We start from the raw sequence: 23,018 nt of genomic DNA on the forward strand, positions 1-23,018 counted from the left end.
TCGAAGACGATCTTGGCGCTGGCGGCGCGGGCCCAGCCGTCCAGGAGCGACCGCACGTCGGCCTCGGCCATGCCGGGCACGGTGCGCAGGTCGCAGCCGAAGGTCGCCTCGCCGGGTACGACGCCGTAGAAGACGCCGCCCTGGGTGGTGACAGCGACGTTCACCGTCGGTGTCACCGCGCCGAGCGGGTGCGGCAGCGGTCGCAGGTCCAGGTCGTCGCGCATCCGCAACATCAGGCGGGCCATCTCGAGGTTCGCGTTCACCGACGGCATCCGATCCGACAGGCTGCTGTGCATCTGGGTGCCCCGTACCCGGACCTGGAAGCAGCAGATGCCCCGGGACACGACGTGGATGCCCTGCCAGTCGTGCTCCCACCCGGACGGCTCGCCGATCAGGCACGCGTCGGCCTCCCCCGCCAGCAGCGGCGCGAGGTGGCGGGCGCCGTACGCCGCGCCCGCCTCCTCGTCGGCGACCAGCGCGAGGATGACGCCGCCGCGCAGGTCGACACCGCAGGACCGGATGGCCGCCAGCGCGAACAGCATCGCGGCGACCGCCGCCTTCATGTCGCTGATCCCGAGGCCGTAGACGTTCTCGCCGATCCGGGTCGCGACCAGGGGTTCGGTGCGCCAGAGCGCGGCGGCGTCGCCCACGGGCTTGGTGTCGACGTGGCCGTTGAGGACGAGGGTGGGCCCCTCGCCCGTGCCGGGGACCCGGATCACGAGGTTGGGGCGGTCGGGGTGGCGGGTGACCACGGCGCCGGCGGGCAGGCCGCAACGCGCCGCGGTCGCACGGAGGAAGCGGACGATCTCCCGCTCGTCGCCGTGCGGCGGTATCTGGCTGTTGATGCCGACCAGCTCCCGGACCAGCTCCTCGAGATCGGCGCGGCGCGCGGCGAGGTGGGCGGAGACGGCGTCGGCGGCGGTGCTCATCGGGTCTCCTCCGGCGGGATGACGACGGGCCGCCCGCCCTCGGCGGCCGACTCCACGATCGCCGCGGCGACCCGTACGACGTGTGCGGCCTCGGTGAGGCTGACCACATCGGACGGTCGCCGGGTGCGCAGCAGCGTCACGAAGTGCGCGATCTCCTCGGCCAACCCCGGCGCGGACGACACGGGGAAGGCGGCGACCTCGTGCTCGGGTGACGGGGCCGTCAGCGTCGTGCCGGTCGCACCGACCCGCACCGTCGCCACGCCCGCGGTGCCGTGCACGGCGAACTCGTCGGACGGCGCGGCGTCGCCAGGCAGCAGCCAGGACGTGCGGATCGACCAGACCGCGCCGTCGGCGGCGGTCACCTGGGCGAAGACCAGGCCCGCGCGGGGAGCGTGCGCGACGACGGTGGCGGCCCGGGTGCCGCCGACCCACAGCGCCAGGTCGATGTCGTGTACGGCGGTCAGCAGCGCCGGATGCGTGTCCGGGTAGCGGTCGAGGTGCCAAGACGCCCGGTCACGGCAGGCGGAGATGCCGACGACACGACCCACCAGGCCGGTGCCGACGATCTCCCGCAGCCGGCGGTGCGCCGCGTCGAAGCGCAGCACATGGCCCGGCACGACCAGCTCGGCGGCGGACGCCGGCAGCTGGTCCAGGTCGGCCGGGTGCTCCGCGATCGGCTTCTCCAGCAGGACCCGGCAACCGAGGTCGACCGCGTGGCGGGCGAGCGGGACATGGGACCCGGCGGGCGTGACGACGGAGACGCCGTCGGGGCGCAGCGCGTCGAGCAGCCGGTGGCCGTCGTCGAAGACGCCGGGAATGCCGTACCGCTGCGCGATCCCCGCCGCCCGCGCCCGGTCGGCGTCGGCGACGCCCACGACCTCGACGTCCTGCGCCTGGTACGCCGCCACGTGTGCCGCGCCGAAGGCACCGACGCCGATCACGGCCACCCGCGGCCTCATGTGGCCCGCACCGCCTCGGCCAGCTCCGCCGCCGCCCGCGGCGGCAACGCGCCGAAGCGTACGGAGCACGCGAACGTCTCACCCGGCGCCAGCGTCACCATGTCGCCCTTCGCCTTCGCCGCCGCGTACCCGTCAGCCTCGGCGGTGGCCGGCAGCGCCAACCCCAGCGCCTCCTGGTCGATCGTGCGGCTGATCCAGAGCAGCGCCACCGGCAGCTGGTCCGGGCGGTGGCTGACCACGTCGGCGCCGCCGTCGGGATGCAGTTGGAGGCTGTGCGCCCAGCCGGTCGCGTCGGCGACCGGGTCGAGGCGCGCGACCAGCTCGGGGTCGAACGCCTGGCCCGGCGTGAACACACGCGGCTCGACCGGCCGCGCGTCGACGAGCCGGCCGCCGTCCACCGGCCGGAAGTTGACGTGCGCCAGGTACATCAGGTCCATCGGCGCGTGCCGCAGGTTGGCGATCGTGAGGTCGAGCCGCACGAGACTGCCCGGATACAGGCGCAGCGTCGGACGGGCCACGTAGTTGTGCGCGAAGGCCACGGTGTGCTGGTACGCACCGGTCAGCCCGACGTACGGCCCGGTGTCGTCGCGGCCCATCAGCAGGCGTGCGCTCTGGTACGGCGCGTTGGGCAGCTCGCCGTGCAGGGGGTGGTCGTCGGTGGGGCCGGGATGCCCCATGCCGGTGGCGCCACAGTGGATGAGGAACGCGCCGTAGGTGCTCAGGTAGTCCAGCGTCGGGCGCGGCTCGGGGAACATCGAACCCATCGTGAGCCGGCGCCCGAGGAACCAGGCGTCCCAGATCTGCTGGCCCTGGAACGGCAGGCAGTCGATCCAGCCGGCGGCGTTCGCCAGGCGCAGCGCACACACCCCGGTGCTGTAGCGGAAGGCGCTGACGGTGAACTCGTCGTACGTCGCGAGCTCGGTCATGCCGTCGTGGAAGTGCCGCTGCGACAGGGTGACGGCGGCCCGCTGGTCAGCCACGGCGGGCCACGCGGTTGGGTTCCACGACCTTTCCCATCCGGCGCAGCAGCGCCGTCGACGACCGCTGCACCTCGCGCAGCAGTTCCCCCTCGTCGACGCCGACGAAGGCGCCCTCGTCGAGAACGATCCGGCCGTTCACGATGACCGTGCTGACCGACTTCGACCGCGACGAGTAGACGAGGTTGCGGACCATGTCGGTGACCGGCACGAGCTCCGGGCGCCGCAGCGTGTGCACCACGATGTCGGCGCGCTTGCCGACCTCGATCGAGCCTATCCAGTCGGCCAGGCCGACGGCTCTGGCCCCGGCGCGCGTCGCCATCCACAGCCCGTCCTCGGCCACCAGGTACGTGCGGTCGCGGTGCGCCTCGCGGGCGGTCAGCACCGCGAGGTTGGCCTGCCGGAACAGGTCGAAGTCGTTGGACCAGTTCGGCGAGTCGGAGCCCAGCGCGATAGTGGCGCCACGCCGGTGCAGCTCGGCGTGGCGGCCGCGGAAGCAGCCGCCGTGGCCCCACATCATCGACGCCGCCGGTGCCCAGGCGATGCTCGCACCGCGGTCGAGGAGCGCCTCGCACTCCTCGTCGCCGAGATGGTTGGCGTGCGCCAGGGTCACGTTGCGGTCCAGGAAGCCGATGTCGGCGAGGTGCAGCAACGGATCCTTGCCGAACCGGAGGCGGTCCGCGCCGGTGTCGGCGGGGCTGTACGACTGGTGGATGTTGAGCACGCACCCGGCCGCGTCGGCCCGGCTCTTGGCCGCCAGCATCAGCTCCTCGCTGGCCGTGCCGAGCCCGAGGACCGCGACGTGGCCGGTGACCAGCGCGTCCGGGTCGGCGTTACGGCGCAGCTCGGTGCCGAGCCGGTCCAGCGCCTCGGCGCGGCTGCCGGGAGCCCGCGCGATCCGGCTCCGGTTCCCGGCGGCCGCTCGCATGCCCTGTGCGAACCCGTCCGGCTGGTCCCAGATGAACGGGTCACCGAGAACCGCCCGGATGCCCACCAGCGAGGCCGCCCGGGCGGCGGAGTCCGGCGAGAGCACCGTGCCGGCCTCGAGGAAGCACGTGGTCCCGTTGCGGATCATCTCGATCGCGGCGAGCGCGACCGCGAGGTACTCGTCCTCGTCGGTCACGTGGTTGTAGAAGACGCTCTCGAAGGTGTCGAAGCTGTCGTCCTCGGCCAGGTGGTCGGGCAGCGCGCCGCGGAACGTGTGGAACGAGGCGTGCAGGTGCGACTCGACCAGCCCGGGATGCACCGGTGCGCCGCCCGCGTCGAGTTCCCGGGCGGCCACGCAGCGGGCCGCGACCGTCGCGTCGGCACCGACGTCGACGATCCGTCCGCCGGCGACGGCGACGGCCCCGTCGGGGATCAGGGTGCCGGCGTCGTCCATCGCGATGACGTGCCCGTGCCTGACCAGCAGATCTACGTCCACATCAGACCTTCCTCGGGCCCAGGTCGGCAGGCAGTGAGTCCAACGCGTCGAGCAGCGCGTCCACGTCGGCGTCGCCGTTGAACAGGTGCACCGAGGCGCGCAGCCGGCCGTCGCCACCCCAGCAGTGGATGCCGCGGGTGGCCAGCACCCGGGCCAGCTCCTCGCCGGCGGCCGACCGGACCGCGACGTTGCCGGCGCGACGGGCCGGATCGTCCGGTGTCAGCAGGTCCCACCCGCGCGCGGACAGCTCCCCCACCAGTCTCCCGCTCAGCGACACGACGTGGCGTTCGACGTCGGCGGGCGGGAAACCGGCCAGCCAGGCCAGCGCCGCGTCCAGCGCGTAGATCGTCGGGTAGGCCGGGAAGCCGACCTCGAACCGGCGCGCGTCGGCGTGCAGGTGGTACCGCTCGAACCGGTCGTCGGCGAACAGGTTGCCCACCGACCGCCAGCCGACCGCCGGCGGTTGTGGCAGCGGGCGCCGCGCCGTGTTCCACGCGAGCACACCCAGGCCGTGGCCGCCGAGCATCCACTTGTAGGAGCTGGCCACGACGACGTCGGCGAGCCCGGCCGGCACCGGAACCACTCCCAGTGACTGCGTCGCGTCGAGCACGACCGCCGCGCCGACGCGGTGGGCCGCCGCGGCGATCGCCGCCACGTCGTGCCGCCACCCGGACTGGTAGCTCACGTGGCTGACCGCGACGGCCCGGGTGCGCTCGTCGACGAGGCCGGCGAGCGACTCCGCCGGAAGCGACACCCCGGCGTGGCGGGCCACCCGCACCTCGACGCCCTGTTCGGCCAGGCGCAGCCACGGTTGCACGACCGACGGGTACTCCAGGTCGTTGACGACCACGTTGTCGCCGGCGCGCGTCCGGAGGCTGCGTGCGACGAGGTTCAGCGCCTCGCTGGCGTTGGACACCAGCGCGATGTCCGGTGCCGGCAGCCCGAGCAGTGCGGCGAGCCGGCCGCGCAGCCGCTGCTCGACCTCGGCGTGGGCCGCGCGGCCCGCCTCGCCCCGGCCTCGGTTGGCGAGATAGCGCCGCAGCGCCTCGTCCTGCGCGGCGAGCGGCGGCCCCTCGGCGCCGGTGTAGAGCCAGACCCGGTCGGCCAAGACCGGGATGTCGCCGGGCGGTGCCAGCGGCGTCATGGGATGGCCTGCCAGGCGCTGACGCGGTGACAGTCCATCTCGAACTCGACCTCGACGACCGGTGGGCTGGTCAGCCACCGGACGAACCCGCTGCGGGCGACCACCGGCAGCCCGTCGACCAGCAGATCGGGCAGGCCGGTCACCTCGTGGGACGTGTAGACGTTGACGGTCGCGGCGACGCTCGCGTCCACGCCGAGCCGGCGTACCCGGTCGCCGATCTCGGCCAGCACCGCGCTCGCCTTGCGGGTCAGGCCGGCCGGGCTCAGATCGCCGCGGGCGACGATGTTCTCGGGCGCCAGCCCGCCGATGATCTCGCCGCAGCCGGCGACGACGAAGTCGGTGCCGCCGGCCCCCGCGGCCGCTCGGACGACGAACGCCGTGTGGATGACGGGTTCGGCCGGCGGCGCGTGCACCGGCACGACGTTGGTGCGGGCAACCGGGTTGACCGCGTCCTCGAGCACGCCGCGCTCGGCCAACAGGGCGTGGTAGCGCACGTTGAAGTCGTCGAACGCGCCGAGGTCGACCGGGGCCTGGCTGCGCAGGTGCACCCCCACGAGGGCTGATGCGGTCAGACCGCGCGCCGCGAGCTCGCGGTCGAGCCGCGCGAAGCCCTCCGCCACCGGCTTGGGCTCGGCGAACGTGAGCGCGACGAACTCGAAGCCCGGCTCGGCCGCGACGCCCCCGGAGTACGCGTCGCCGGCCGGCAGGTAGCGGTAGCCGCCGCCGCGGTGCGTGACGGTCAGGCCGCCGGCGCCGGACCGGCCGACACCCGCAGCACCGCCAGCGCCGGGGCGCTCACCGCGACCGACAGCGGAAGCAGCAGCAGCTGCCACGGGCAGACCAGGAGCAGCGCCGCCCAGACCACGACGATGGCGAGGCAGGCCGTCGACCGGCCCGGGAACCGGACCGCGCGGCGCAGCGCCGTGCGCACCGCGTCGTTCGCGGACAGCAGCGCCGGCCCGCTGTGCAACGAGCTCGCCACGAGGCAGCACAGCACGAGCCCGGCCGCGCCGAGCAGCAGCGCCTGCGAGCTCGTCGCGCAGACCACCGCGACGGCGGCGATCGGCGGGCCCCAGAGCGCCAGCAGGGCGTAGCTCGGACCCAGCGCCGCGCGAAAGGCGCGCCAGTATCCGCGCCAGCCGAGCGAGCCGCGCTCCTCGCGCAGCCGAGCGAGCTGGACGAACAGGACGGCGGTGGCCGGCGGGGCGCCGACCAGCGTGCTGGCGACGACCAGCCAGCCCAGGTTCACCGCCACCAGGCGGCCGTACGTCGCGAGCGTGCGATAGAGCATGCCGTTGGGGCTCATCCTCCGGCCGCCCTCCTGTCGTGCTGGTGCTCATCTGTGCACAGTTCCTTCCTACCGTCCGCCGCCTGCCGGGCCGTCCCCGGTCCGCGGCGCCGGACGGGCATCGCGGACCGGGAGCGCGCCTACTTCTGGAAGTCGGCCGCCTTGAGCGTGCCGTCCTTGACCGCTTTCTGGTACGCGTCGTTGTAGCGGCTGGACACGTCCGACAACGGGCCGTCGATGTCTCCGGTGCCGAGGATCAGGGCGGAGATGACCTTGGAGTACGGTTCGCCGCTGGGTGTGACCACACCGCCGGGCGACAGCGGCGGCTGCTTGTCGATGTCGCCCGGAGCCCAGTCGTCGTAGCCGTAGATGTCGGCGGGCTTGTACTGCGGGTCGTCCCGCACGGTCGTGTTGGTCGCGAAGATGACGCCGGCCTTCTGCAGCGGCCCGACCCGGCCGGGCCCCATCCAGGCGTTGTAGACCGTTGACAACGCCGCCTTGTTCTTGATCTTCGCGTTGACGAACCAGACGGTGCCGGTGAACGCGGTGCCGTTGGCCAGGCTCTGCCCGTCAGGCACCGGCACCGGTGCGGCGCCCCACTTCACCTTGGTCTTGAGCTGGTTGTTCATGGTGCCCATCTCGAGGCTGTTGCCGACGTACATGCCGATCTGGCCGTTGGCGAACGCCGTGCGCATGCCGTCACGGTTGAGCGTGCCGGCGCCGGGGAACAGCGACTTGCTGGCGTTGAGGTCACGGAAGAGCTGGATCGCGGGCTTGAACGCCGACATCTCGAACTGACCGGTCTTGGTGTTGAACGCCCCGAAGTTGGTGAGGTCCGGGTTTCCGCCGGTGACGCCCGGCTCGATCATGTTGGGCAGGAAGCCGTTGAAGGCCAGCGGCAGCCCGTAGCCGTAGGCCTTCCCGTTGCTCGTGCGGGTGATGGCCTCGGCGGCCTGCTTGACCTCGCCGTAGGTCGTGGGTGGCTTGGTCGGGTCGAGTCCGGCCGCGGTGAAGAGGTCCTTGTTGTACATCAGGCGCACGGTCACCGTGGCGCTGGGCAGGCCCATGAGCTTGCCGCCGTAGATGAAGTCGTAGCTGCCCTGCAGATAGGGCGCGTACGCCTTCTTCGTGGTGTCGTCCATGATCTCGCTCAGGTCCGCCGTGTAGCCCTGCGGCGCGACCTCGGTCGGCCCGGGTCCGGCGAAGATGTCGGGGCCGCTGCCGGTGCGCAGCGCCAGCAGCAGGTTGTCGACGATCGAGTCGGCGGGCATCGACACGTAGTCGATCTGCACGCCGGTGTTCTTGGCGTTGAACTCCTGGACGAAGGTCTTCTCGATGTCGGTCCAACCACCGACCTGGCTCCAGATGGTCACCTTCGTGACGCCGTCCTGCGTATCGTCGCCCGAGCCGCTGCAGCCCGCGACGGCGGCGAGGGTCACGGCGAGCGTCGCAACCAGTGTGCGCCTGGCCCATTGTCGTGCCATGGTGTCTCCTCAGCCTTTGGTGGCTCCCTCGGTGAGCCCCTCCATGAAGTAGCGTTGTGCGACCGCGTAGATCGCCACGATCGGGATCAGGGCGAGCACCGCGCCGGCCATGAGGACCGCGTAGTTGCCCAGCCCGTCGCCGTTCGTCGTCTTCAGCGCGAATACCGAAACGGTGATGGTGTGGACGTCCGGCCGGGGAAGCGTGAAGGCCAAGGGCACCTGGAACGCGTTCCACGACCACTGGAAGGTAAGGACGACGATCGTCGTCAGCACGGGCCGCATCATGGGCAGCGACACGTGCCAGTAGGTGCGCAGCAGGCCGCAGCCGTCGAGCCGGGCCGCGTCCTCGACGTCGGTGCCGAGGCTGGCGCAGAAGCCCTTGACCAGGAACGTGGTGAGAACCATGATCTCGGCCAGCTCGACGATCACGATGCCGGTGAGGTTGAGCAGGTCGAGCTTCTGTGCGATGAGGAACCGCGGGTAGAGCGTGGGCGTGCCGGCACCCAGGAAGATCGCCGCGGCGAGCGCGGCCTCCCAGACGCGCTGCCCCCACACCAGGTGGCGCGAGAGCACGTAGCCGCACATCGACGCGGCCAGGACACCGAACACCACGGCCGAGACCGTGACGATGAGGCTGTTGCGCAGGCTCTGGGTGAACTGGGCCTGCTCCCACGCCTCGCTGTAGTTGGCGAAGCGCCAGGTGTCGGGCAACAGCCGGGAACCGTTGGCCATCAGCTCGTCCAGTGGTTTGAACGAGGCCGACAACGCGTAGATCAGGGGCAGCAGCGTCGCGATCGCGAGCAGGGTCAGCGCGATCACCAGCGGTGTGCGGGCCAACGTGCGGCGCCGGCGGGCCGCCGCCCGGGTCGTGGTGCCGGCGCTCATCGCTCGTCTCCCTCGCCCCGGTAGCCGTACAGCGCCCGCCGCGAGGCCGCGAAGTAGAGGCCGACCACCACGGCGATGATCGCGCTGGCGGCCACGGCCTGCGCCGAGGCGTACCCGATGCGGGGTGCGCCTCCGCCGGCTCCCGGCCCGGCGAAGAACAGGTCGTAGATGTGGGTGAACATGACGTCGCTCGCGCCCGCCGGCCCGCCGTTGGTCAGCGTTTTGACCAGGTCGAACGAGCGCATCGACGAGACGATCGCCAGCAGGAAGATGATGTTGAGGACGGGCCGCATCAGCGGCAGCGTGATGCGCAGGAACTGCTGGCGCGCGGAGGCGCCGTCGAGCGCGGCGCTCTCGTACAGCTCCCGCGGGATCGTCTGCAGCGCGGCGAGCGCCAGCAGCATCGTGAACCCGAACTCGGCCCAGATGTTGACCACGATGATGATCAGCATCGCGCTGAGCCGCGAACCGAAGAAGTCGACCGGTTCGTGTGCCGCGCCGAGGGCGGAGAGGACGTTGTTGGCGATGCCGCCGACCGGGTTGAAGATGAAGGCGAACACGATCCCCATGACGGAGATCGGGACGATGTACGGCAGGAAGTAGACCGTGCGGAACACGCCGCGGCCGCGTAGCTTGCGGTCGAGCGCCACCGCGAGGAGCACGCCGAGCGGCACCTGGACGGCGATCGTCCCGACCGCCATGAACAGCGAGTTGAACACCGACTGCCACCAGGCGTGGTCGGTGCCGATCTCCCTGAAGTTGTCGAGACCCACCCACCGGGCGGCCAGGAAGCCGTTGTCGTTCGTCAGGCTCGTCCGGACCAGCCACAGCAGCGGCAGGAGCGCGAAGACCACGAACGTGACGAGGACCGGCAAGGCCATGAGCGTGCCGAAGGCGCGCTCTCCACGATGGACACGCCGGCGCCGGCGCCGGTCACGGGCAGACGACAGTGCCGCGGAGACTGCCACTTCGCCTCCTCCCGAGCGTCATTACCGTAACGGCCGACGGTGGTGAGCAAGAACGTAGCCGAGGGTGTGGTGAAGGTCAACAAGTTCGTTTGTTTCCTTTGGAATACGGCCATGTCGCTGCCTTGACGCGGCTTCGCGCGCGCGCATAGCCTCATGAGCTACTGGCCGGACGGCCATGACGTTGCGACGAACGCCGCAGGCGAGGGGCACACAACCATGCACATGCAGGACCTGCAGCAGGGGCTCGGCACGCTGGTCGCGCTGGTCAATACGAGCCCGCAGGTCGCCGGTGCCGAGGAGCTCGGCGACCTCGACACGTTGCGGGCGTTCGTCGTCGCGCGCACGATCACCGAGATCCACGAGCCGGCCCTGAGCGACCTGCCGGAGCTGCACAAGCTGCGCGGCCGGCTGCGTGCCGTCGTCACCGCCACCGGCGACGAGCGGCTGGCCCTGGTCAACCGCGCGCTGGCCGGCGCCACGATCGAGCCGCGCCTGGTCACCCACGACGATCTCGGGACACACATCCACTACTTCGCGCCGTACGTCTCGATCGCCGAGCACCTCGGCGCGGACTGCCTGATGTGCGTGGCGCTGCTGATCGCCTCGGGCGAGTCGGCACGGTTGCGCACGTGCGGTGCCCCCGACTGCTCCCGGGCGCTGCTCGACACGTCGCGCAACCGGTCCCGCGCCTACTGCGACAGCCAGAAGTGCGGCAACCGCCTGGCCGCGGCCGCCTACCGGTCCCGCCGGCGCGCTCCCGCGGACCGATGAGCCTCGCCGACGCGCACCTCCATCTGTTCGCGCGTGGGTTCGCGGGCCGCTACGGCCGCTCGCCCGCCGGCGGCGACGAACTGCGTGTCTACGAGGACCTGCGCCGGGTGCACGGGATCGGGCGCGCTCTGGTCGTCGGCTACGAGGGCGAGCCACGGTACGCCGGTAACAACGACCACGTCGTCGCCGTCGCGCGCGAGCACTCCTGGATCGCACCACTGGTCCACCTGCCGCCCGACGGCCCCGCCGCGCCGGACGTCCTGCCTGCCTGGTTGGCCCGGGGAGCCGCCGGTGTCGCCGTCTACCTACCTGGACGGGCCGCCGCCGAACGCTTCGCCGGCTGGTCGCCGGCCACGGTGGACGTGCTCAACCTGGCGCGTGCCGTGGTGAGTCTCAACGCCACGCCCGCCGCCCTGGCCGCCGCCCGCCGTCCGCTCGCGCGGCTCGACGGCTGTGCGGTGCTCGTCAGCCATCTCGGGCTGCCCGGCCGCTACGCCCGGCCGCCGACCGCGTCCGAGGCGCAGGCCCGGTTGGCTCCGTTGCTCGCCCTCGCCGACCTGCCGTACTTCCACGTCAAGGTCTCCGGGCTCTACGCGATCAGCGACCCGGCGCACGTCTTTCCCCACCACGCGGCGGACCCGTTCGCCGCCGCTGTCCTCGACCGCTTCGGCCCGCGCCGCCTCCTGTGGGGCTCGGACTTCCCGCCCTGCCTGGACGACGTCTCGTTCGCCCAGGCCCTCGAGCTGCCGGAGGTACTCGACGTGAACCCCGACGAACGCGCCGACATCATGGGCGCCAACCTGGACCGCGTGCTCGCCGGCGGCCCGCGATGACCGGCGCGCGACCCCGGGTCGCCGTCATCTGCACCACGTTCTTCACCGGGTCCCACGCGGACGTGATCGCCGGCCGCCTCTGCGACGGGTACGTCCTGGAAGGGCGCCGGCTCGACCCGCGGGTCGAGGTCGTCGCGATGTACCTGGAGCTGCTCGGCACCACGACCGACGAGCCGTGGCCGGTCGCGGACATGGGCGTCGAGTTCATGGAGAAGCGCGGCATCCCCCGCTTCGAGTCGGTCGCCGAGGCGATCGGGTGCGGCCGGCCGGGTGTCGACGTGGACGGAGTCGTCATCATCGGCGAGCACGGCGACTACCCACGCAACGAGTTCGGCCAGAAGCTCTACCCGCGCCGGCGCCTGTTCGACGCCGCCGTGTCGACAATGCTCGGCGCCGGTCGCACCGTGCCGATCTTCTGCAACAAGGGCCTGTCCTGGTCGGCCGGCGACGCGCGCCACATGGTCGACACCGCACGGCGGCTGGGCATTCCGCTGCTGGCGGGCTCGTCGATCCCGCTGGCCCGGCGCCGGCCCGCGGCGACCGTGTGGCCGTCGGGAGCGCCGATGGACGCCGCGGTCCTCGTCGGCTACGGACCCACCGAGATGTACGGGTTCCACAACCTGGAGGCGTTGCAGATCCACGTCGAACGGCGCGCCGGCGGCGAGTCCGGTGTCGCCGCCGTGGAGGCGCTGCTCGGCGACGACGCCCGCCGCGCGGTCGCCGACGGCCGCGTCGACACCGTGCTGTTCGACCGGGCGATGGACCGGTTCGAACTGTCCGAGGCCGACCGCGAGCGGGCGTTGGGCGGCGTACGCGAGGTGACGTTGCTGGAGTACCGCGACGGGCTGCGGGCCGCGGTGGTGAACGTCGCCGAGGGCGCGGGCATCGAGGACTTCGCGGTCGCGTGCCGCGGGCCGGAGGCCGACATCGCCTGCCACATGTGGGCGCAGGAGCCGGGTCACGGCAACTTCACGTTCCTGGTGCGGCAGATCGAGTCGATGATCCTCGACGGCGTGGCGCCGTACCCGGCCGAGCGTACGCAGCTGACCACCAGCGTCCTCGACGTGGCGATGCGGGCCTGGCACCGGGGCGGCGGCCGGGTGGAGACGCCGGACCTGGCGATCGCGTACGCGCCGCCGGCCACGATTCCCGACAGCGGCATCCTCGCGGCGCGGCCCGAAGGGTGAGAACGGGCGGTGGCGGCCCCGAACGGGCCGCCAGCGCCGTCGCGATCCTCAGCGTGGGTACGGTCGCGTGTCCGGGCTCGGCGGGGGCAGCTCGTCGCCGATGCCGGTGCCGGAGGGCTCGAGGGTGCCCTTCGGTTCCTCGACCGCCTCGTAGCGCAGCGTCGACAGCTCCGGGGTCAGCCGCCGCGCGCCGTTGTTGTAGTTCGACAGCATCGCCGCGTCGAGTATGCCGGTGGTCAGCACGGTGCGCTCCAACGGGTACGGCGCCACCCCACTGTGGACCATCGCCTCGATCTGGCGGTCGAGGAACGTGAAGTGCCCGTAGGGCCAGCCCAGCTCCAGCAGGAACTCGGCCGCCTCGGTCTGGCCGTCGCGCTTGCCCGCGTACGCCAGGGTCTCGATCCCGCCGTTGAGCAGCAGGGCCGTGGCCTTGAAGCCGTCGACGTACTCGATGAAGAAGGCGATCGGGTCCTTGACGTTGGCCTTGATGTCGCCGGGCTTGATGAGGCCGCTCTTCGCGCGGATCGAGTCGAGTGCGGCGTGCATGAGGCTCTCGTCCCAGCGCCCCGCCGCGGCGGCGTCCCAGACGGCCTGGCCGCGCACGGTCTGCACGGCGGCGACGCCGGTCTCGCCGCCCGCGCGCCGCTCGACCATGCACTGCAGCGTCTCGAGCACGTGGAAGCCGTAGGACTCGATGCCGCTGTAGCCCACGGCGACCGCCTCGGTGAGGTTCGCGCCGCGCTGGTAGGTCAGGGCCGGGAACCGCCAGCCCAGCGGGAGTGTCGAGCCGGCGAACATCGGGATGCGGTAGCGGCGGGTCGTGTCGAGCATGTGCTTGGCATCCACATAGGACTGTGACAGGTGCTTGTCGTTGAACATGGGCACGAACCGGTTCGAGGCGATCATCGCGGCCGTGGCGGAGTCGAAGAAGCGCCGGCGCGGGTAGGTCACCTGCCCGTACTGGTTGGTCGGGTAGGCGCCGTGCTCGCCGATCAGGATGACGCCGTCGACGTCGACCTTGCCCGTGCGGCCGACCGCGAGGGCCTCGGGGATCGTGTCGAAGATCGGCACGTTGTGCTTGCGGGCCATGTAGACGCCCACGTCGTTGGCGGGCCGCTGGTCCAGGTAGATCGAGGCGACCTCGATCCGCGGCTCGGTGTCGACGCCGCGCAGCTGATAGCCCTCCAGCAGCTTCGTCGTGATGACGTCGCCGTGGCTGTTCGGGCGGTACTCGGTGATGATGACGGCGACCCGCGGCTTGCGCCGCCCCCGGCCCGGTTTGGCCTCCGCGGCCGCCGGGAGGGCGGCGGAGACGGCGGCGGCACCGGCGACGGCGGCCGCGCCGGTCATGATCTGTCGACGAGAGATGGCACCTGACATGTCGTTCTCCCTTGAGCGAGTGACCCGGAATCGGGCTCGTTTCATGTGGTGAACCGCAGGTTTCATTCGCGATTCAAACACTGCCCCAACGGCGCGTCAAGGTGGTGCCGCAACGCCCGACACGACGGCGAGACAAGCGCGACCTATGATGGAAGCTGAGCACGTAAAATGGCTTATTCGGCAGGTGAGACGGCCTAGGGGGTCTCATGCAAGAACGGTCCGCCGGGCGACAGGCCGACCTCGTCGTCGACGACGAGGAGACCGCCCCCGGCTACACGGTTCGCGCCGTGGAACGGGTCTGCTCGATCCTCAACCTGCTGCAGGCCTCGGTCGACGGGGTGTCGCTCGCCGACGTGGCCGCTGCCACCGACCTGCCGAAGTCGTCCGCGTTCCGCTACCTGTGGACGCTGGAGGCGCACCGCTACGTCGAGCGCGATCCCGACAGCGCGATGTACCGGCTCGGTCTGGGCTTCGTCGGCATGCAGTCGCGCCAGCTCGAGGTGCTCCGCCAGCGTGCGCAGCCCTGGCTGGAGAAGCTGCGCGACGACCTGAAGGAGACCACGAACCTCGGCGTGCTCGACGGCGACGCCGTCATCTACCTCGACATCGTCGAGAGCCGCCGCAGCGTCCGGCTCGCCGCCCGCCGAGGCGACCGCGATCCGTTGCACAGCACCGCGCTCGGCAAGGCGATCGCCGCGCACCTGCCCGAGTCGCGGGTCCGGGAGATCCTCGACCGCACCGGCATGGCGCGGCTGACCCCGAACACGATCGACCACATCGACGACTACCTCGCCGAGCTCGCCAAGGTCCGCCGGCTGGGCTACGCGTTGGACAACGGCGAGAACGAGGTCGACGGGCGGTGCCTGGCCGTGCCGATCCTGCACGCCCGGATTCCCGCGGCGCTGAGCCTGAGCGCCCCCGCCGGACGCTTCCCGTTGCAGGACGTCGAACGCGTCGCCCACGCGCTCACCGAGGCGGCGGCGAGCATCACGGCGGCTGGGGCGACCGACTGACCGTCACGGCAACGCCGCCTCGGGCTCGAACGGATAGAGCGGCCGGCGCCGGCGCGTGTAGCTGAACTCGTCCAGCCGCGCGCTGGTCACGCCGGGAGTGTCGACCCAGACGGCTGCGGCGTAGTGGTCCGCGTATCCGGCCAGCGGCGAGTGCACGCCCTTGGCGACCACCGCCGCGAACCGGCGCGGGTCCAGGCCCAGGCTGGTCAGCTGCACGGCGCTGCTCGGCATCACGACGCGGCTGGTCAGCACGACGGTCTGCCCCGAGTCGAGCCGCACCACGGCCGTCCGGCCGGCGTCGAAGAACCGCGTGCCGCCGTGCGTCGGGCCCGGGTCCTCGTACGCGCCGTCGTGCAGCCCGACCACCGTGGCGCTCGACCGCACGGGCGGTCCCGTCCGCGGGTCGGACCGGGCGCCGATCGTCAGCTCCACCGTGGCTCCCGCGCCCGCCCGCTCGCACGCCGCGACCGACACGGGATCGGCGACGATCGTCAACAGGTCGGCCAATCCGGCCGCGCGGGCCGCGTTGAGCAGCACCACGGAGTCGCCCGGCGAGCCGCCGCCGATGTTGTCGCCCACGTCCAGCAGCAACAGCGGTGTCGCCGGCGCGGACGCCACGCGGCGCAGCGCCTCCTCCGGTGTGACCCGGGCGGTGTCGAACGCGGACCGGCGCCGCCAGACCGCCTCGGCGAGCTCCCGCGCGTGCGCGGCCGCCGCGTCCGGGTCGGCGTCGGTCACCACGGTGACGCTCATGCCCATCTCCGGCACGTCCGCGTACGGGTAGCCCTCGGCCACCGTCGCCGACAGCACGCCCGGGCGGTCGAGCACCCCGGCGAGGTCGGCCATGACCTCGCTCATCGGCTCCGACCCGGTGTTCTGGCACAGGATGTTGATCACCGCCGGCACCGGCTGGAACGCCTGCGTGGGGCGGATCTCGCCGCGGACGGTCCGGACGACCAGCTCGGCCACCTCGAGCGCCCGCTCCCGCGCGTCGACGTGCGGGTTCGTGCGGTAGGTGGCCAGCACGTCGGAGCAGGCCACCATCCGCGCGCTGACGTTCGCGTGCAGGTCCAGCGCCACCCCGATCGGCACGGTCGGCCCGACCGCCGCGCGGAACCGGTGCAGCAGGTACCCGTCGACGTCCGGGCACTCCTCGCCGACGGCGGCGCCGTGCAGCGCCGCCAGCACCCCGTCGAACGGCCCCGCCTCCGTCAGCGCGGTGACGAGCTCGTCGGCGACCGCCGCGAGCGCGTCGGCGGTGATCGCACCGGCCGGCACGAGCGTGCAGTGCACCAGCGGCACGACCTCGACGTCGCCGCCGGCGGCGGCCAGGTAGCCCGCCATCGTCGTACGCGCGGTGGCGTGCACCGCGACGATCCCGTCGCCGCGCAGCGTGTGCTCCTCGATCACCGCGCGGTCGACGGGGAACGTCGAGAACGTGTTGGCCTCGTGGGACAGGCCGAGCGCCGCCAGCCGCATCACGAACGCGGCCCGCCCGCCACCAGGCCGTCCATGAACCGGCGGGCGAAGCCGACGGAGCGTTCCTGCACGACCGCCACGATCCGCTCCCCCAGCTCCACCGAGGACGCCTTCGGATCGCCGAGGGCGCCGTTCGCGGTCCACTCGTCGAACCAGATGGGCACGTCGACCACGCTGTCGTGCGGTTCCGTGTACGGGTCGCGATCCGTCACGAGGTCCGCCTCGCCGATCAGGTCCGGCCGGACGATGTCCGGCACGAGCGCCATCGCGATCGAGGTCTCGATCTGGCACGCGTGGTTGTAGCGGGCCTCCCCCGCCATCTCGGTGCGGATCACGTCCGCGGCCAGCCGCGCCCAGGAAAGGTGGGCCATCAGCACGTCCTGGTCGCGGCGGGCCTGCCGGGCCGCCAGCTTCACGGCGTCGAAGTTGCCGCCGTGGCCGTTGACCACCAGCACCCGCCGGATCCCGTGGATCGCCAGCGACTCCGCGATGTCGCTGAGCACAGCGGCGAACGTCGCCGGCCGCAGGGTCATCGTCCCGCTGAAGTGCAGGTGATGCTCGGACAGGCCGTACGGCACCGGCGGGCAGAGCACAGCGTCCGCCCCGAGCGCGTCGGACAGTCGCCGGGCGAACGCCTCCGCGATCGCGATGTCGGTGCACAGCTCCAGGTGCGGGCCGTGCTGCTCGGTGGCACCCACCGGCAGCACCGCCACCCGCGCACGGGCCAACGCGCCGGCGGCCTCCACATGGGTCAGCCGCGACAGCTCAGGCACGGTTGTCCTCCTTCTCCGCTCAGGTGAGGTAGGCGTCGGTGAAAACGGGGTGATCGGCCGGGTTGCGGGCGAAGCCCTGCACCGACTTGTCGAACACCGAGAGCGCGTTGACGGTGTACATGCCGACGGCCCACGACTCGTCGGTCAGCACGGCGCTGACGGCTTTGGTCGCGGCGTCGACCTCGGCGCTCGACGCGGCCTTGTCCAGTTGGGCGACCGCGGCCACGTAGGCCGGCGGCAGCTCGTCCTTCCAAAGCACGTTGTTGGCCAGGCGGAAGGCCGAGTCCTGGGCCACACCCATCGGACTGCTGTACGCGTTCGACGACGCCCGCACCACGCACTGCAGGCTGCCCTCGAGGTAACGCGAGTTGACCGTCGCCGTGTCCACCGTCTCCAGCTGCAGGTCGAACCCGATCTTCTTCAGGTCCTCCTGGATGATCAGCAGCGCGCTGACCGACGCCTTGTCAGCCGACGCGACCGTCGCGACCGCGGCCTTCTGCCCGCCGGACGAGTCGAGCAGCTGCTTCGCGGCGTCCAGGTCGAAGGCGAACGTGTCGAGCAGCGAGGCGTCGAAGCCCAGCGCGTTCGGCGGGTAGCTCGTGTAGACCGGCGCGCCGACGCCGTTCTGGACCTCCTTGATCAGCCGGTCCCGGTCGATCGCGCGCGCGACCGCCTGCCGTACCAGCTTGTTGTCGAACGGCGCCTTGAGCGGGTTCATCCGGAACAGGTTGATCAGCGCGCCCGGTGCGCCCTTGACCACGTTGAAGCCGCTCTGCAGCTGGGAGATGTAGCGGGCGTCGAGGGCGAGCGCACCGCCGACCGATCCGGCGCGCAGCGCGGACACCAGCGAGTCCTGGCTATCGAAGAACCGGATCTCCAGCTCGTCGAGGTACGGCCGCCCCTGCGCGTAGTACTTCTCGTTGCGCTTGAACAGCATCCGGTCGCCGGGCGCGTACGACGAGAGCGTGAACGGGCCCGAGCCGCCGGCCTCCTGCTTGAGCTTCGCGGCGTCGTTCCTGGACGCCTGCACGACCGGGAACCAGTACATGAAGTCCAGGAACCGGGCCTCGGCCGTCGGCTTGACGAAGGTGAGCTTGACCGTCGTGTCGTCGCCCGCGGTCGCCTCCTTGATGATCGAGGAGGTGGCGGCCTGGCTGATGCCGGTCTTCGGGTCCTGCGCCCGTTTGATGCCCGCGATCACGTCCTGCGCCGTCACCGGGGAGCCGTCGTGGAAGACGGTGTCCCGCAGCTTGATCGTGGCGCTGAGGTTGTCGGCGGCGAGGCTCCACTCCGCGGCCAGGTCGGGCGTCGGCTTGTACTGGTCGTCGTAGGTGATCAAGTAGGAGTAGAGCGTCGCCATCATCGGGAAGTTGACGGCGAGGTGGTTGTACGGGTCGAAGTCGGTCAGCGGGGTGCCGATGCCGACCGTGAGCTTGCCGCCGCGGCTGGGCGCGCCGCCACCGCCCCCGTCGCCCGAGTCGTCGCCGCCGCACGCGGCCAGGATCGGCCCCAGGGCGGCGAGTCCGCCCGCCGCCGCCAGTCCACGCAGGAGGGTCCGGCGGTCGAGGCCGGGCGCGGGTGAGCCCGCGCGAGAACGCATGTCACTCATCGGGTTCCTTCCGCAAAGCACTAACCGATCCGGATCCGCGGATCCAGATAGGCGTAGAGGAGATCGATGACCACGTTGAGCACCAGGAAGATCGCCACCGCGAAGAGGATGACTCCCTGGATCAGGGCGTAGTCCCGGGCGCTCAGCGCGGCGAACAGCAGGCGACCGAGGCCGGGGTAGGTGAAGACGACCTCGACGACGATGGCGCCGCCGAGCAGGTGCCCCAGCTGCAGGCCGGCCATGGTGACGGCCGGCAGCAACGCGTTGCGCAGTCCGTGGCGCACCACGGTCCGCCACTCGCCCGCGCCCTTGGCGCGAGCCGTCCGGATGAAGTCCCGCTCCATCACCTCGGTCATCGACGAGGCGATGAACCGGGCGGTGACGGTGGCGGCGGGCAGCGCCAGCGCGAGCGCGGGCAGCACCCCGCCGCGCAGCGCCGCGCCCGGGTCCGACCACAGCGGGGCGTAGTCGCTGGCCGCCGGGAGGACGCCGAGGTAGATGCTGAAGACCAGGATGAACAGGATCCCGAACCAGAACGTCGGGATCGACAACCCGGCGGCCAGCACGACGTTGACGGCGCGGCCCAGCCGGGTGCCCTGTGCGAGCGCGGAGACCATGCCGAGCGGCACCGCGAGCACGATGATGCCGATCATCGCGAGCACCGACAGCTGCACGGTCGCGGGCAGCCGGTCGAGGATCAGCGAGGTGACCGTGTGGCCGGACACGAACGAGGTGCCGAGGTCGCCGCGCACCGCGTTGCCCAGCCACGTCAGGAACTGCTGCCAGATCGGCTGGTCGAGCCCCATCCGGCTGCTGATCTCGGCGAGTTGTTCGGGTGTGGCGTCGGTGCCGCCGACGACCTGGGCGGGATTGCCGGGCAGGGCGTAGATCATGGCCCAGACGACGACGGTGGCGAGCAGCAGCACGGGTACGAACTGGCCCAGGCGCCGCAGCAGGTAGCTGGTCACCGGACCTCCACCGCGATGTCCGCGGCACCGCTGCTGCCCAGGACCCGCTGCAGTCCGACGCCGATCCGGTCGAGACAGAGCACGGTCAGCGCGAGGGCCAGGCCGGGGAAGACGCCGTACCAGGCGTTGTCGAACAGGTACGACTGGGACTGCTGCAGCATGGAGCCCCACGACGGCGCCGGCGGCGGGACGCCGAGGCCGAGGAAGCTGAGGCTGGCGGCGGCGACCACGGCGCTGGCCGCGACCACGACGAACTGCACGATGATCGGTCCCATGATGTTGGGCAGCACCGTGCGGGTCATGATGTCGACGCTGCCCGCGCCCATCGCCTTGGCGGCCAGCACGAACTGGCGGTCACGCAGCTCGAGCACGCCGGCCCGGGCCAGCCGGGCGAAGGTGGGCACCGCGGCGACGGCGATCGCGATCACCACGTTGAGCGTGCTGGGACCGAGCACCACCACCACGACGAGCGCGACCAGCACCATCGGGAGCGCGAGCAGCAGGTCCATGACGCGCATCAGGACGCTGTCCCACCAGCGCCCGACGTAGCCGCCGACCAGACCGGCGGCCACACCGATCGCCATGCCCAGCAACGCGGAGGCGAACGCGACCACGACGGACGCCTGCGCGCCGATCAGCAGCCGCGCCGCGAGATCCCGGCCGAGCTCATCGGTGCCGAGCAGATGCCCGGCGGACGGTGGGCGGTGCAGGCTCCCGCTGGTCTGGGTGGCCTTGTCGGGGACGAGCCACGAGGCCAGCAGGGACCCGACGAGCAACAGCAGGAGCACGACGACGGAGGCCAGCGCGCCGCGGTCACGCAGGAAGCGACGGACGACCGGGACCGGGCGGGTCTCCTCCTCGACGAAGTCGCTCATCGCCGGCTCCCGGTCAGCTCGCCGGCGACGTGGCATGCCACCGCGCTGTCGCCTTCGGCGCCGCGGCTGGCCAGCTCCGGCTCCTCGCGCGCGCAGAGCTCCTCGGCGCGCGGGCAGCGGGTACGGAACCGGCAGCCGCTGGGCGGGTTCGCCGGGCTGGGCACGTCGCCGGCCAGCGGTGCGCGCCGCGCGGCACCGGGCGCCGGCGGCGTCGGTTGCGGCACCGACGCGAGCAGCGCGATCGTGTACGGGTGCCGCGGATCGCGAAAGATGCGGTCGGCCGGGCCGGTCTCGACGATCTTGCCGAGGTACATGACCGCGACCCGGTCGCTCATGTGCCGCACCACGGACAGGTCGTGGCTGACGAAGAGGTACGCCAGCCCGAAGGCGCGCTTCAACTCCACGAGCAGGTTCAGCACCTGGGCCTGGACGCTGACGTCGAGCGCGGAGACCGGTTCGTCCAGCAGCAGCAGTTGCGGGCGCAGGGCCAGGGCACGGGCGATGGCCACGCGCTGGCGTTGGCCGCCCGACAGCTCCTTGGGCAGGCGGTTCAGGTGCCCGCGCAGCAGGCCGACCTGGTCGAAGAGCTCCGCGGCCCGCGCACGCCGGGCCGCCTTGCCGAACCCGCCGGCGACGCGCAGCGGCTCGGTGACGTTGTCGCCGACGGACAGCCGGGGGTTCAGCGACGCGTACGGGTCCTGGAAGACCATCTGCACCTGGCGGCGCAGGTCCCGCAGCGTGCGGTGGTCGGCGCGGCCGAGGTCGGTGCCCTTCACCACGATCTGGCCGGACGTGGGGTCGTCGAGGCGCAGCAGCAGCCGGGAGGTGGTGGACTTGCCGCATCCGGACTCGCCCACCAGTCCCAGCGTCTCCCCCACGCCGATGTGGAAGGAGATGTCGTCGACGGCGCGCACCTGCCCGCCGCCGCCGAGGAGCCCGCGACGGACCGGGAAGTGCCGCACGAGCCGGCGTACGTCCAGCAGCAGGTCGCCCTTCGCGGCACCGACCTCCGTCCGTGGCGCGGGAACGCTCGGGGTGGCCGTCTCGCCGGCGAAGTGGCAGGCGGCGGCGTGACCGTCCACATCGACCAGTTCGGGGCGGGTGGTCGTGCACACCTCGCGCCCGCGGGTCACCGCACAGCGGGGCGCGAAGGCACAGCCCGGCGGCAACCGGGAAGCGTCGGGCGGCTGCCCCGGGATGGGCACCAGCGCCGCCGCTTCCGTGTCGAGGCGCGGGATGCAGGCGAGCAGGCCGGCGGTGTACGGGTGGGACGGCGAGCGGAAGACCTGCTCCAGCGGGCCGCTCTCGACGATCCGGCCGCCGTACATGACGCAGACACGCGCGACGGTCTCCGCGATGACCCCCAGGTCGTGGGAGATCAGCACGGTCGCGGCGCCGGTCTCCTCCTGCGCGACCCGCAGCACCTCGAGCAGCTGGGCCTGCACGCTGACGTCGACCGCGGTGGTGGGCTCGTCGGCGATCAGCACCTTGGGCCTGTTGGCGATGGCCATCGCGATGACCGCGCGCTGGCTCATGCCGCCCGAGAACTGGTGCGGGTACTGGCGTGCGCGCAGGTCCGGCTGCGGGACGCCGACCAGGTCGAGGAGCTCGACGGCGCGCTGCCCGGCCGTACGGGTGCTGACGTCCTCGTGCAGGAGGATCGTCTCGGCGATCTGGTCGCCGATCCGCTGCACCGGGTTGAGCGCGGCGGTCGGGTCCTGGAAGACCATCGCGATGTCGCGCCCGCGGATCTCGCGCAGCTCGCGAGCCGTCAGGCGCAGCAGGTCACGGCCGTCGTAGTGGACCTCGCCGCCGAGGTGCCCCAGCCGCGCCTTCGGCAGGAGACCGAGGGCGGCGAGCACCGTGACGGACTTCCCGGACCCGGTCTCGCCGACCACGCCGAGGGTCTCCCCCGGGAACACATCGAAACTGACGCCGTCGACCGCGCGCACCGGTCCCGCGGGGGTACGGAACTCGACCACGAGATCACGCAGGGAAAGCACCGGCTGTCGCATCGTGCCCTCGCTCGTAGTCCAAGCGGCATTCCAGGTGGTGGAATCTGCGTTCTACGTA

General features: G+C 72.0%; 21 protein-coding genes. 4 read left to right on the plus strand and 17 right to left on the minus strand.

Annotation, left to right across the window (positions count from 1 at the left end; all coding sequences use genetic code 11):
- The 10 genes from AB0H87_RS06490 to AB0H87_RS06535 all read right to left on the minus strand — a co-directional run.
- A partial coding sequence (locus AB0H87_RS06490; protein WP_360140641.1) for a M20 family metallopeptidase occupies positions 1-929 on the minus strand: 929 nt, incomplete at its 3' end.
- Positions 926-1,888: a Gfo/Idh/MocA family oxidoreductase gene (locus AB0H87_RS06495; RefSeq protein ID WP_360140644.1), complete on the minus strand. Its 963-nt coding sequence runs from the start codon at positions 1,886-1,888 to the stop codon at positions 926-928. The genes AB0H87_RS06490 and AB0H87_RS06495, both read right to left, overlap by 4 nt.
- A complete protein-coding gene (locus AB0H87_RS06500) occupies positions 1,885-2,868 on the minus strand; it encodes a DUF4432 family protein (RefSeq protein WP_360140647.1) in 984 nt (327 codons plus the stop codon). Before AB0H87_RS06500 ends, AB0H87_RS06495 begins: the two co-directional genes overlap by 4 nt.
- Positions 2,861-4,288: an amidohydrolase family protein gene (locus tag AB0H87_RS06505; RefSeq protein WP_360140650.1), complete on the minus strand. Its 1,428-nt coding sequence runs from the start codon at positions 4,286-4,288 to the stop codon at positions 2,861-2,863. Before AB0H87_RS06505 ends, AB0H87_RS06500 begins: the two co-directional genes overlap by 8 nt.
- Position 4,289: 1 nt before the next feature.
- Positions 4,290-5,432: an aminotransferase class V-fold PLP-dependent enzyme gene (locus AB0H87_RS06510; RefSeq protein ID WP_360140653.1), complete on the minus strand. Its 1,143-nt coding sequence runs from the start codon at positions 5,430-5,432 to the stop codon at positions 4,290-4,292.
- The gene (locus AB0H87_RS06515) at positions 5,429-6,265 is read right to left on the minus strand and encodes a hypothetical protein (protein WP_360140656.1); all 837 of its coding nucleotides are present in this window, start codon (positions 6,263-6,265) and stop codon (positions 5,429-5,431) included. Before AB0H87_RS06515 ends, AB0H87_RS06510 begins: the two co-directional genes overlap by 4 nt.
- Positions 6,172-6,738: a hypothetical protein gene (locus AB0H87_RS06520; protein ID WP_360140659.1), complete on the minus strand. Its 567-nt coding sequence runs from the start codon at positions 6,736-6,738 to the stop codon at positions 6,172-6,174. The genes AB0H87_RS06515 and AB0H87_RS06520 overlap by 94 nt, the downstream gene beginning before the upstream one ends.
- Positions 6,739-6,860: 122 nt before the next feature.
- Positions 6,861-8,204 (minus strand): extracellular solute-binding protein, encoded by a 1,344-nt coding sequence (locus tag AB0H87_RS06525; RefSeq protein ID WP_360140662.1) that lies wholly within the window; start codon positions 8,202-8,204, stop codon positions 6,861-6,863.
- 9 nt (positions 8,205-8,213) lie between these two features.
- The gene (locus tag AB0H87_RS06530) at positions 8,214-9,089 is read right to left on the minus strand and encodes a carbohydrate ABC transporter permease (protein ID WP_360140665.1); all 876 of its coding nucleotides are present in this window, start codon (positions 9,087-9,089) and stop codon (positions 8,214-8,216) included.
- A complete protein-coding gene (locus AB0H87_RS06535) occupies positions 9,086-9,964 on the minus strand; it encodes a sugar ABC transporter permease (RefSeq protein WP_360140668.1) in 879 nt (292 codons plus the stop codon). Before AB0H87_RS06535 ends, AB0H87_RS06530 begins: the two co-directional genes overlap by 4 nt.
- Positions 9,965-10,279: 315 nt before the next feature.
- On the opposite strand from AB0H87_RS06535, the gene AB0H87_RS06540 reads away from it, so the two are divergent.
- The 3 genes from AB0H87_RS06540 to AB0H87_RS06550 are packed head-to-tail and all read left to right on the plus strand — an operon-like array spanning position 10,280 to position 12,848.
- Positions 10,280-10,828: a CGNR zinc finger domain-containing protein gene (locus AB0H87_RS06540; protein ID WP_360140671.1), complete on the plus strand. Its 549-nt coding sequence runs from the start codon at positions 10,280-10,282 to the stop codon at positions 10,826-10,828.
- On the plus strand, positions 10,825-11,661 hold the full coding sequence (locus AB0H87_RS06545; protein ID WP_360140674.1) for an amidohydrolase family protein: 837 nt from the start codon (positions 10,825-10,827) through the stop codon (positions 11,659-11,661). Before AB0H87_RS06540 ends, AB0H87_RS06545 begins: the two co-directional genes overlap by 4 nt.
- Positions 11,658-12,848: a hypothetical protein gene (locus AB0H87_RS06550; RefSeq protein WP_360140677.1), complete on the plus strand. Its 1,191-nt coding sequence runs from the start codon at positions 11,658-11,660 to the stop codon at positions 12,846-12,848. The genes AB0H87_RS06545 and AB0H87_RS06550 overlap by 4 nt, the downstream gene beginning before the upstream one ends.
- A 48-nt stretch (positions 12,849-12,896) precedes the next feature.
- Here AB0H87_RS06550 and AB0H87_RS06555 read toward each other — a convergent pair whose 3' ends face one another.
- Positions 12,897-14,228, minus strand: coding sequence for a hypothetical protein (locus AB0H87_RS06555; RefSeq protein ID WP_360140680.1), 1,332 nt, complete (start codon positions 14,226-14,228; stop codon positions 12,897-12,899).
- A 206-nt stretch (positions 14,229-14,434) separates the two neighbouring features.
- Between AB0H87_RS06555 and AB0H87_RS06560 the strand changes: the two genes are divergently transcribed.
- Positions 14,435-15,241: an IclR family transcriptional regulator gene (locus AB0H87_RS06560; protein WP_360140683.1), complete on the plus strand. Its 807-nt coding sequence runs from the start codon at positions 14,435-14,437 to the stop codon at positions 15,239-15,241.
- Positions 15,242-15,244: 3 nt separating this feature from the next.
- Here AB0H87_RS06560 and AB0H87_RS06565 read toward each other — a convergent pair whose 3' ends face one another.
- From AB0H87_RS06565 to AB0H87_RS06590, 6 genes are read right to left on the minus strand one after another with little or no spacing between them, the layout of a single operon-like run.
- Complete coding sequence (locus AB0H87_RS06565; protein ID WP_360140742.1) at positions 15,245-16,720, minus strand: M81 family metallopeptidase; 1,476 nt, start codon at positions 16,718-16,720, stop codon at positions 15,245-15,247.
- Complete coding sequence (locus AB0H87_RS06570) at positions 16,720-17,493, minus strand: creatininase family protein (protein WP_360140686.1); 774 nt, start codon at positions 17,491-17,493, stop codon at positions 16,720-16,722. The genes AB0H87_RS06565 and AB0H87_RS06570 overlap by 1 nt, the downstream gene beginning before the upstream one ends.
- 19 nt (positions 17,494-17,512) lie before the next feature.
- Positions 17,513-19,093: an ABC transporter substrate-binding protein gene (locus tag AB0H87_RS06575; RefSeq protein WP_360140690.1), complete on the minus strand. Its 1,581-nt coding sequence runs from the start codon at positions 19,091-19,093 to the stop codon at positions 17,513-17,515.
- 29 nt (positions 19,094-19,122) lie between these two features.
- Positions 19,123-20,070, minus strand: a complete 948-nt coding sequence (locus AB0H87_RS06580; RefSeq protein WP_360140693.1) for an ABC transporter permease — start codon at positions 20,068-20,070, stop codon at positions 19,123-19,125.
- Positions 20,067-20,945, minus strand: coding sequence for an ABC transporter permease (locus tag AB0H87_RS06585; protein ID WP_360140696.1), 879 nt, complete (start codon positions 20,943-20,945; stop codon positions 20,067-20,069). Before AB0H87_RS06585 ends, AB0H87_RS06580 begins: the two co-directional genes overlap by 4 nt.
- On the minus strand, positions 20,942-22,960 hold the full coding sequence (locus AB0H87_RS06590) for an ABC transporter ATP-binding protein (RefSeq protein ID WP_360140699.1): 2,019 nt from the start codon (positions 22,958-22,960) through the stop codon (positions 20,942-20,944). The genes AB0H87_RS06585 and AB0H87_RS06590 overlap by 4 nt, the downstream gene beginning before the upstream one ends.
- Positions 22,961-23,018 lie beyond the last annotated feature (58 nt).

The organism is Asanoa sp. NPDC050611, from assembly GCF_040654855.1.
Classification (GTDB): Bacteria; Actinomycetota; Actinomycetes; order Mycobacteriales; family Micromonosporaceae; genus Asanoa.

Bases quoted from the DNA above. Each gene is read 5' to 3' on its own strand.
- AB0H87_RS06545 (WP_360140674.1), top strand. From the start codon at position 10,825: ATGAGCCTCGCCGACGCGCACCTCCATCTGTTCGCGCGTGGGTTCGCG.
- AB0H87_RS06555 (WP_360140680.1), bottom strand. From the start codon at position 14,228: ATGTCAGGTGCCATCTCTCGTCGACAGATCATGACCGGCGCGGCCGCC.
- AB0H87_RS06510 (WP_360140653.1), bottom strand. From the start codon at position 5,432: ATGACGCCGCTGGCACCGCCCGGCGACATCCCGGTCTTGGCCGACCGG.
- AB0H87_RS06530 (WP_360140665.1), bottom strand. From the start codon at position 9,089: ATGAGCGCCGGCACCACGACCCGGGCGGCGGCCCGCCGGCGCCGCACG.
- AB0H87_RS06550 (WP_360140677.1), top strand. From the start codon at position 11,658: ATGACCGGCGCGCGACCCCGGGTCGCCGTCATCTGCACCACGTTCTTC.
- AB0H87_RS06590 (WP_360140699.1), bottom strand. From the start codon at position 22,960: ATGCGACAGCCGGTGCTTTCCCTGCGTGATCTCGTGGTCGAGTTCCGT.
- AB0H87_RS06565 (WP_360140742.1), bottom strand. From the start codon at position 16,720: ATGCGGCTGGCGGCGCTCGGCCTGTCCCACGAGGCCAACACGTTCTCG.
- AB0H87_RS06540 (WP_360140671.1), top strand. From the start codon at position 10,280: ATGCAGGACCTGCAGCAGGGGCTCGGCACGCTGGTCGCGCTGGTCAAT.
- AB0H87_RS06560 (WP_360140683.1), top strand. From the start codon at position 14,435: ATGCAAGAACGGTCCGCCGGGCGACAGGCCGACCTCGTCGTCGACGAC.
- AB0H87_RS06525 (WP_360140662.1), bottom strand. From the start codon at position 8,204: ATGGCACGACAATGGGCCAGGCGCACACTGGTTGCGACGCTCGCCGTG.
- AB0H87_RS06495 (WP_360140644.1), bottom strand. From the start codon at position 1,888: ATGAGGCCGCGGGTGGCCGTGATCGGCGTCGGTGCCTTCGGCGCGGCA.
- AB0H87_RS06575 (WP_360140690.1), bottom strand. From the start codon at position 19,093: ATGCGTTCTCGCGCGGGCTCACCCGCGCCCGGCCTCGACCGCCGGACC.
- AB0H87_RS06585 (WP_360140696.1), bottom strand. From the start codon at position 20,945: ATGAGCGACTTCGTCGAGGAGGAGACCCGCCCGGTCCCGGTCGTCCGT.
- AB0H87_RS06520 (WP_360140659.1), bottom strand. From the start codon at position 6,738: ATGAGCCCCAACGGCATGCTCTATCGCACGCTCGCGACGTACGGCCGC.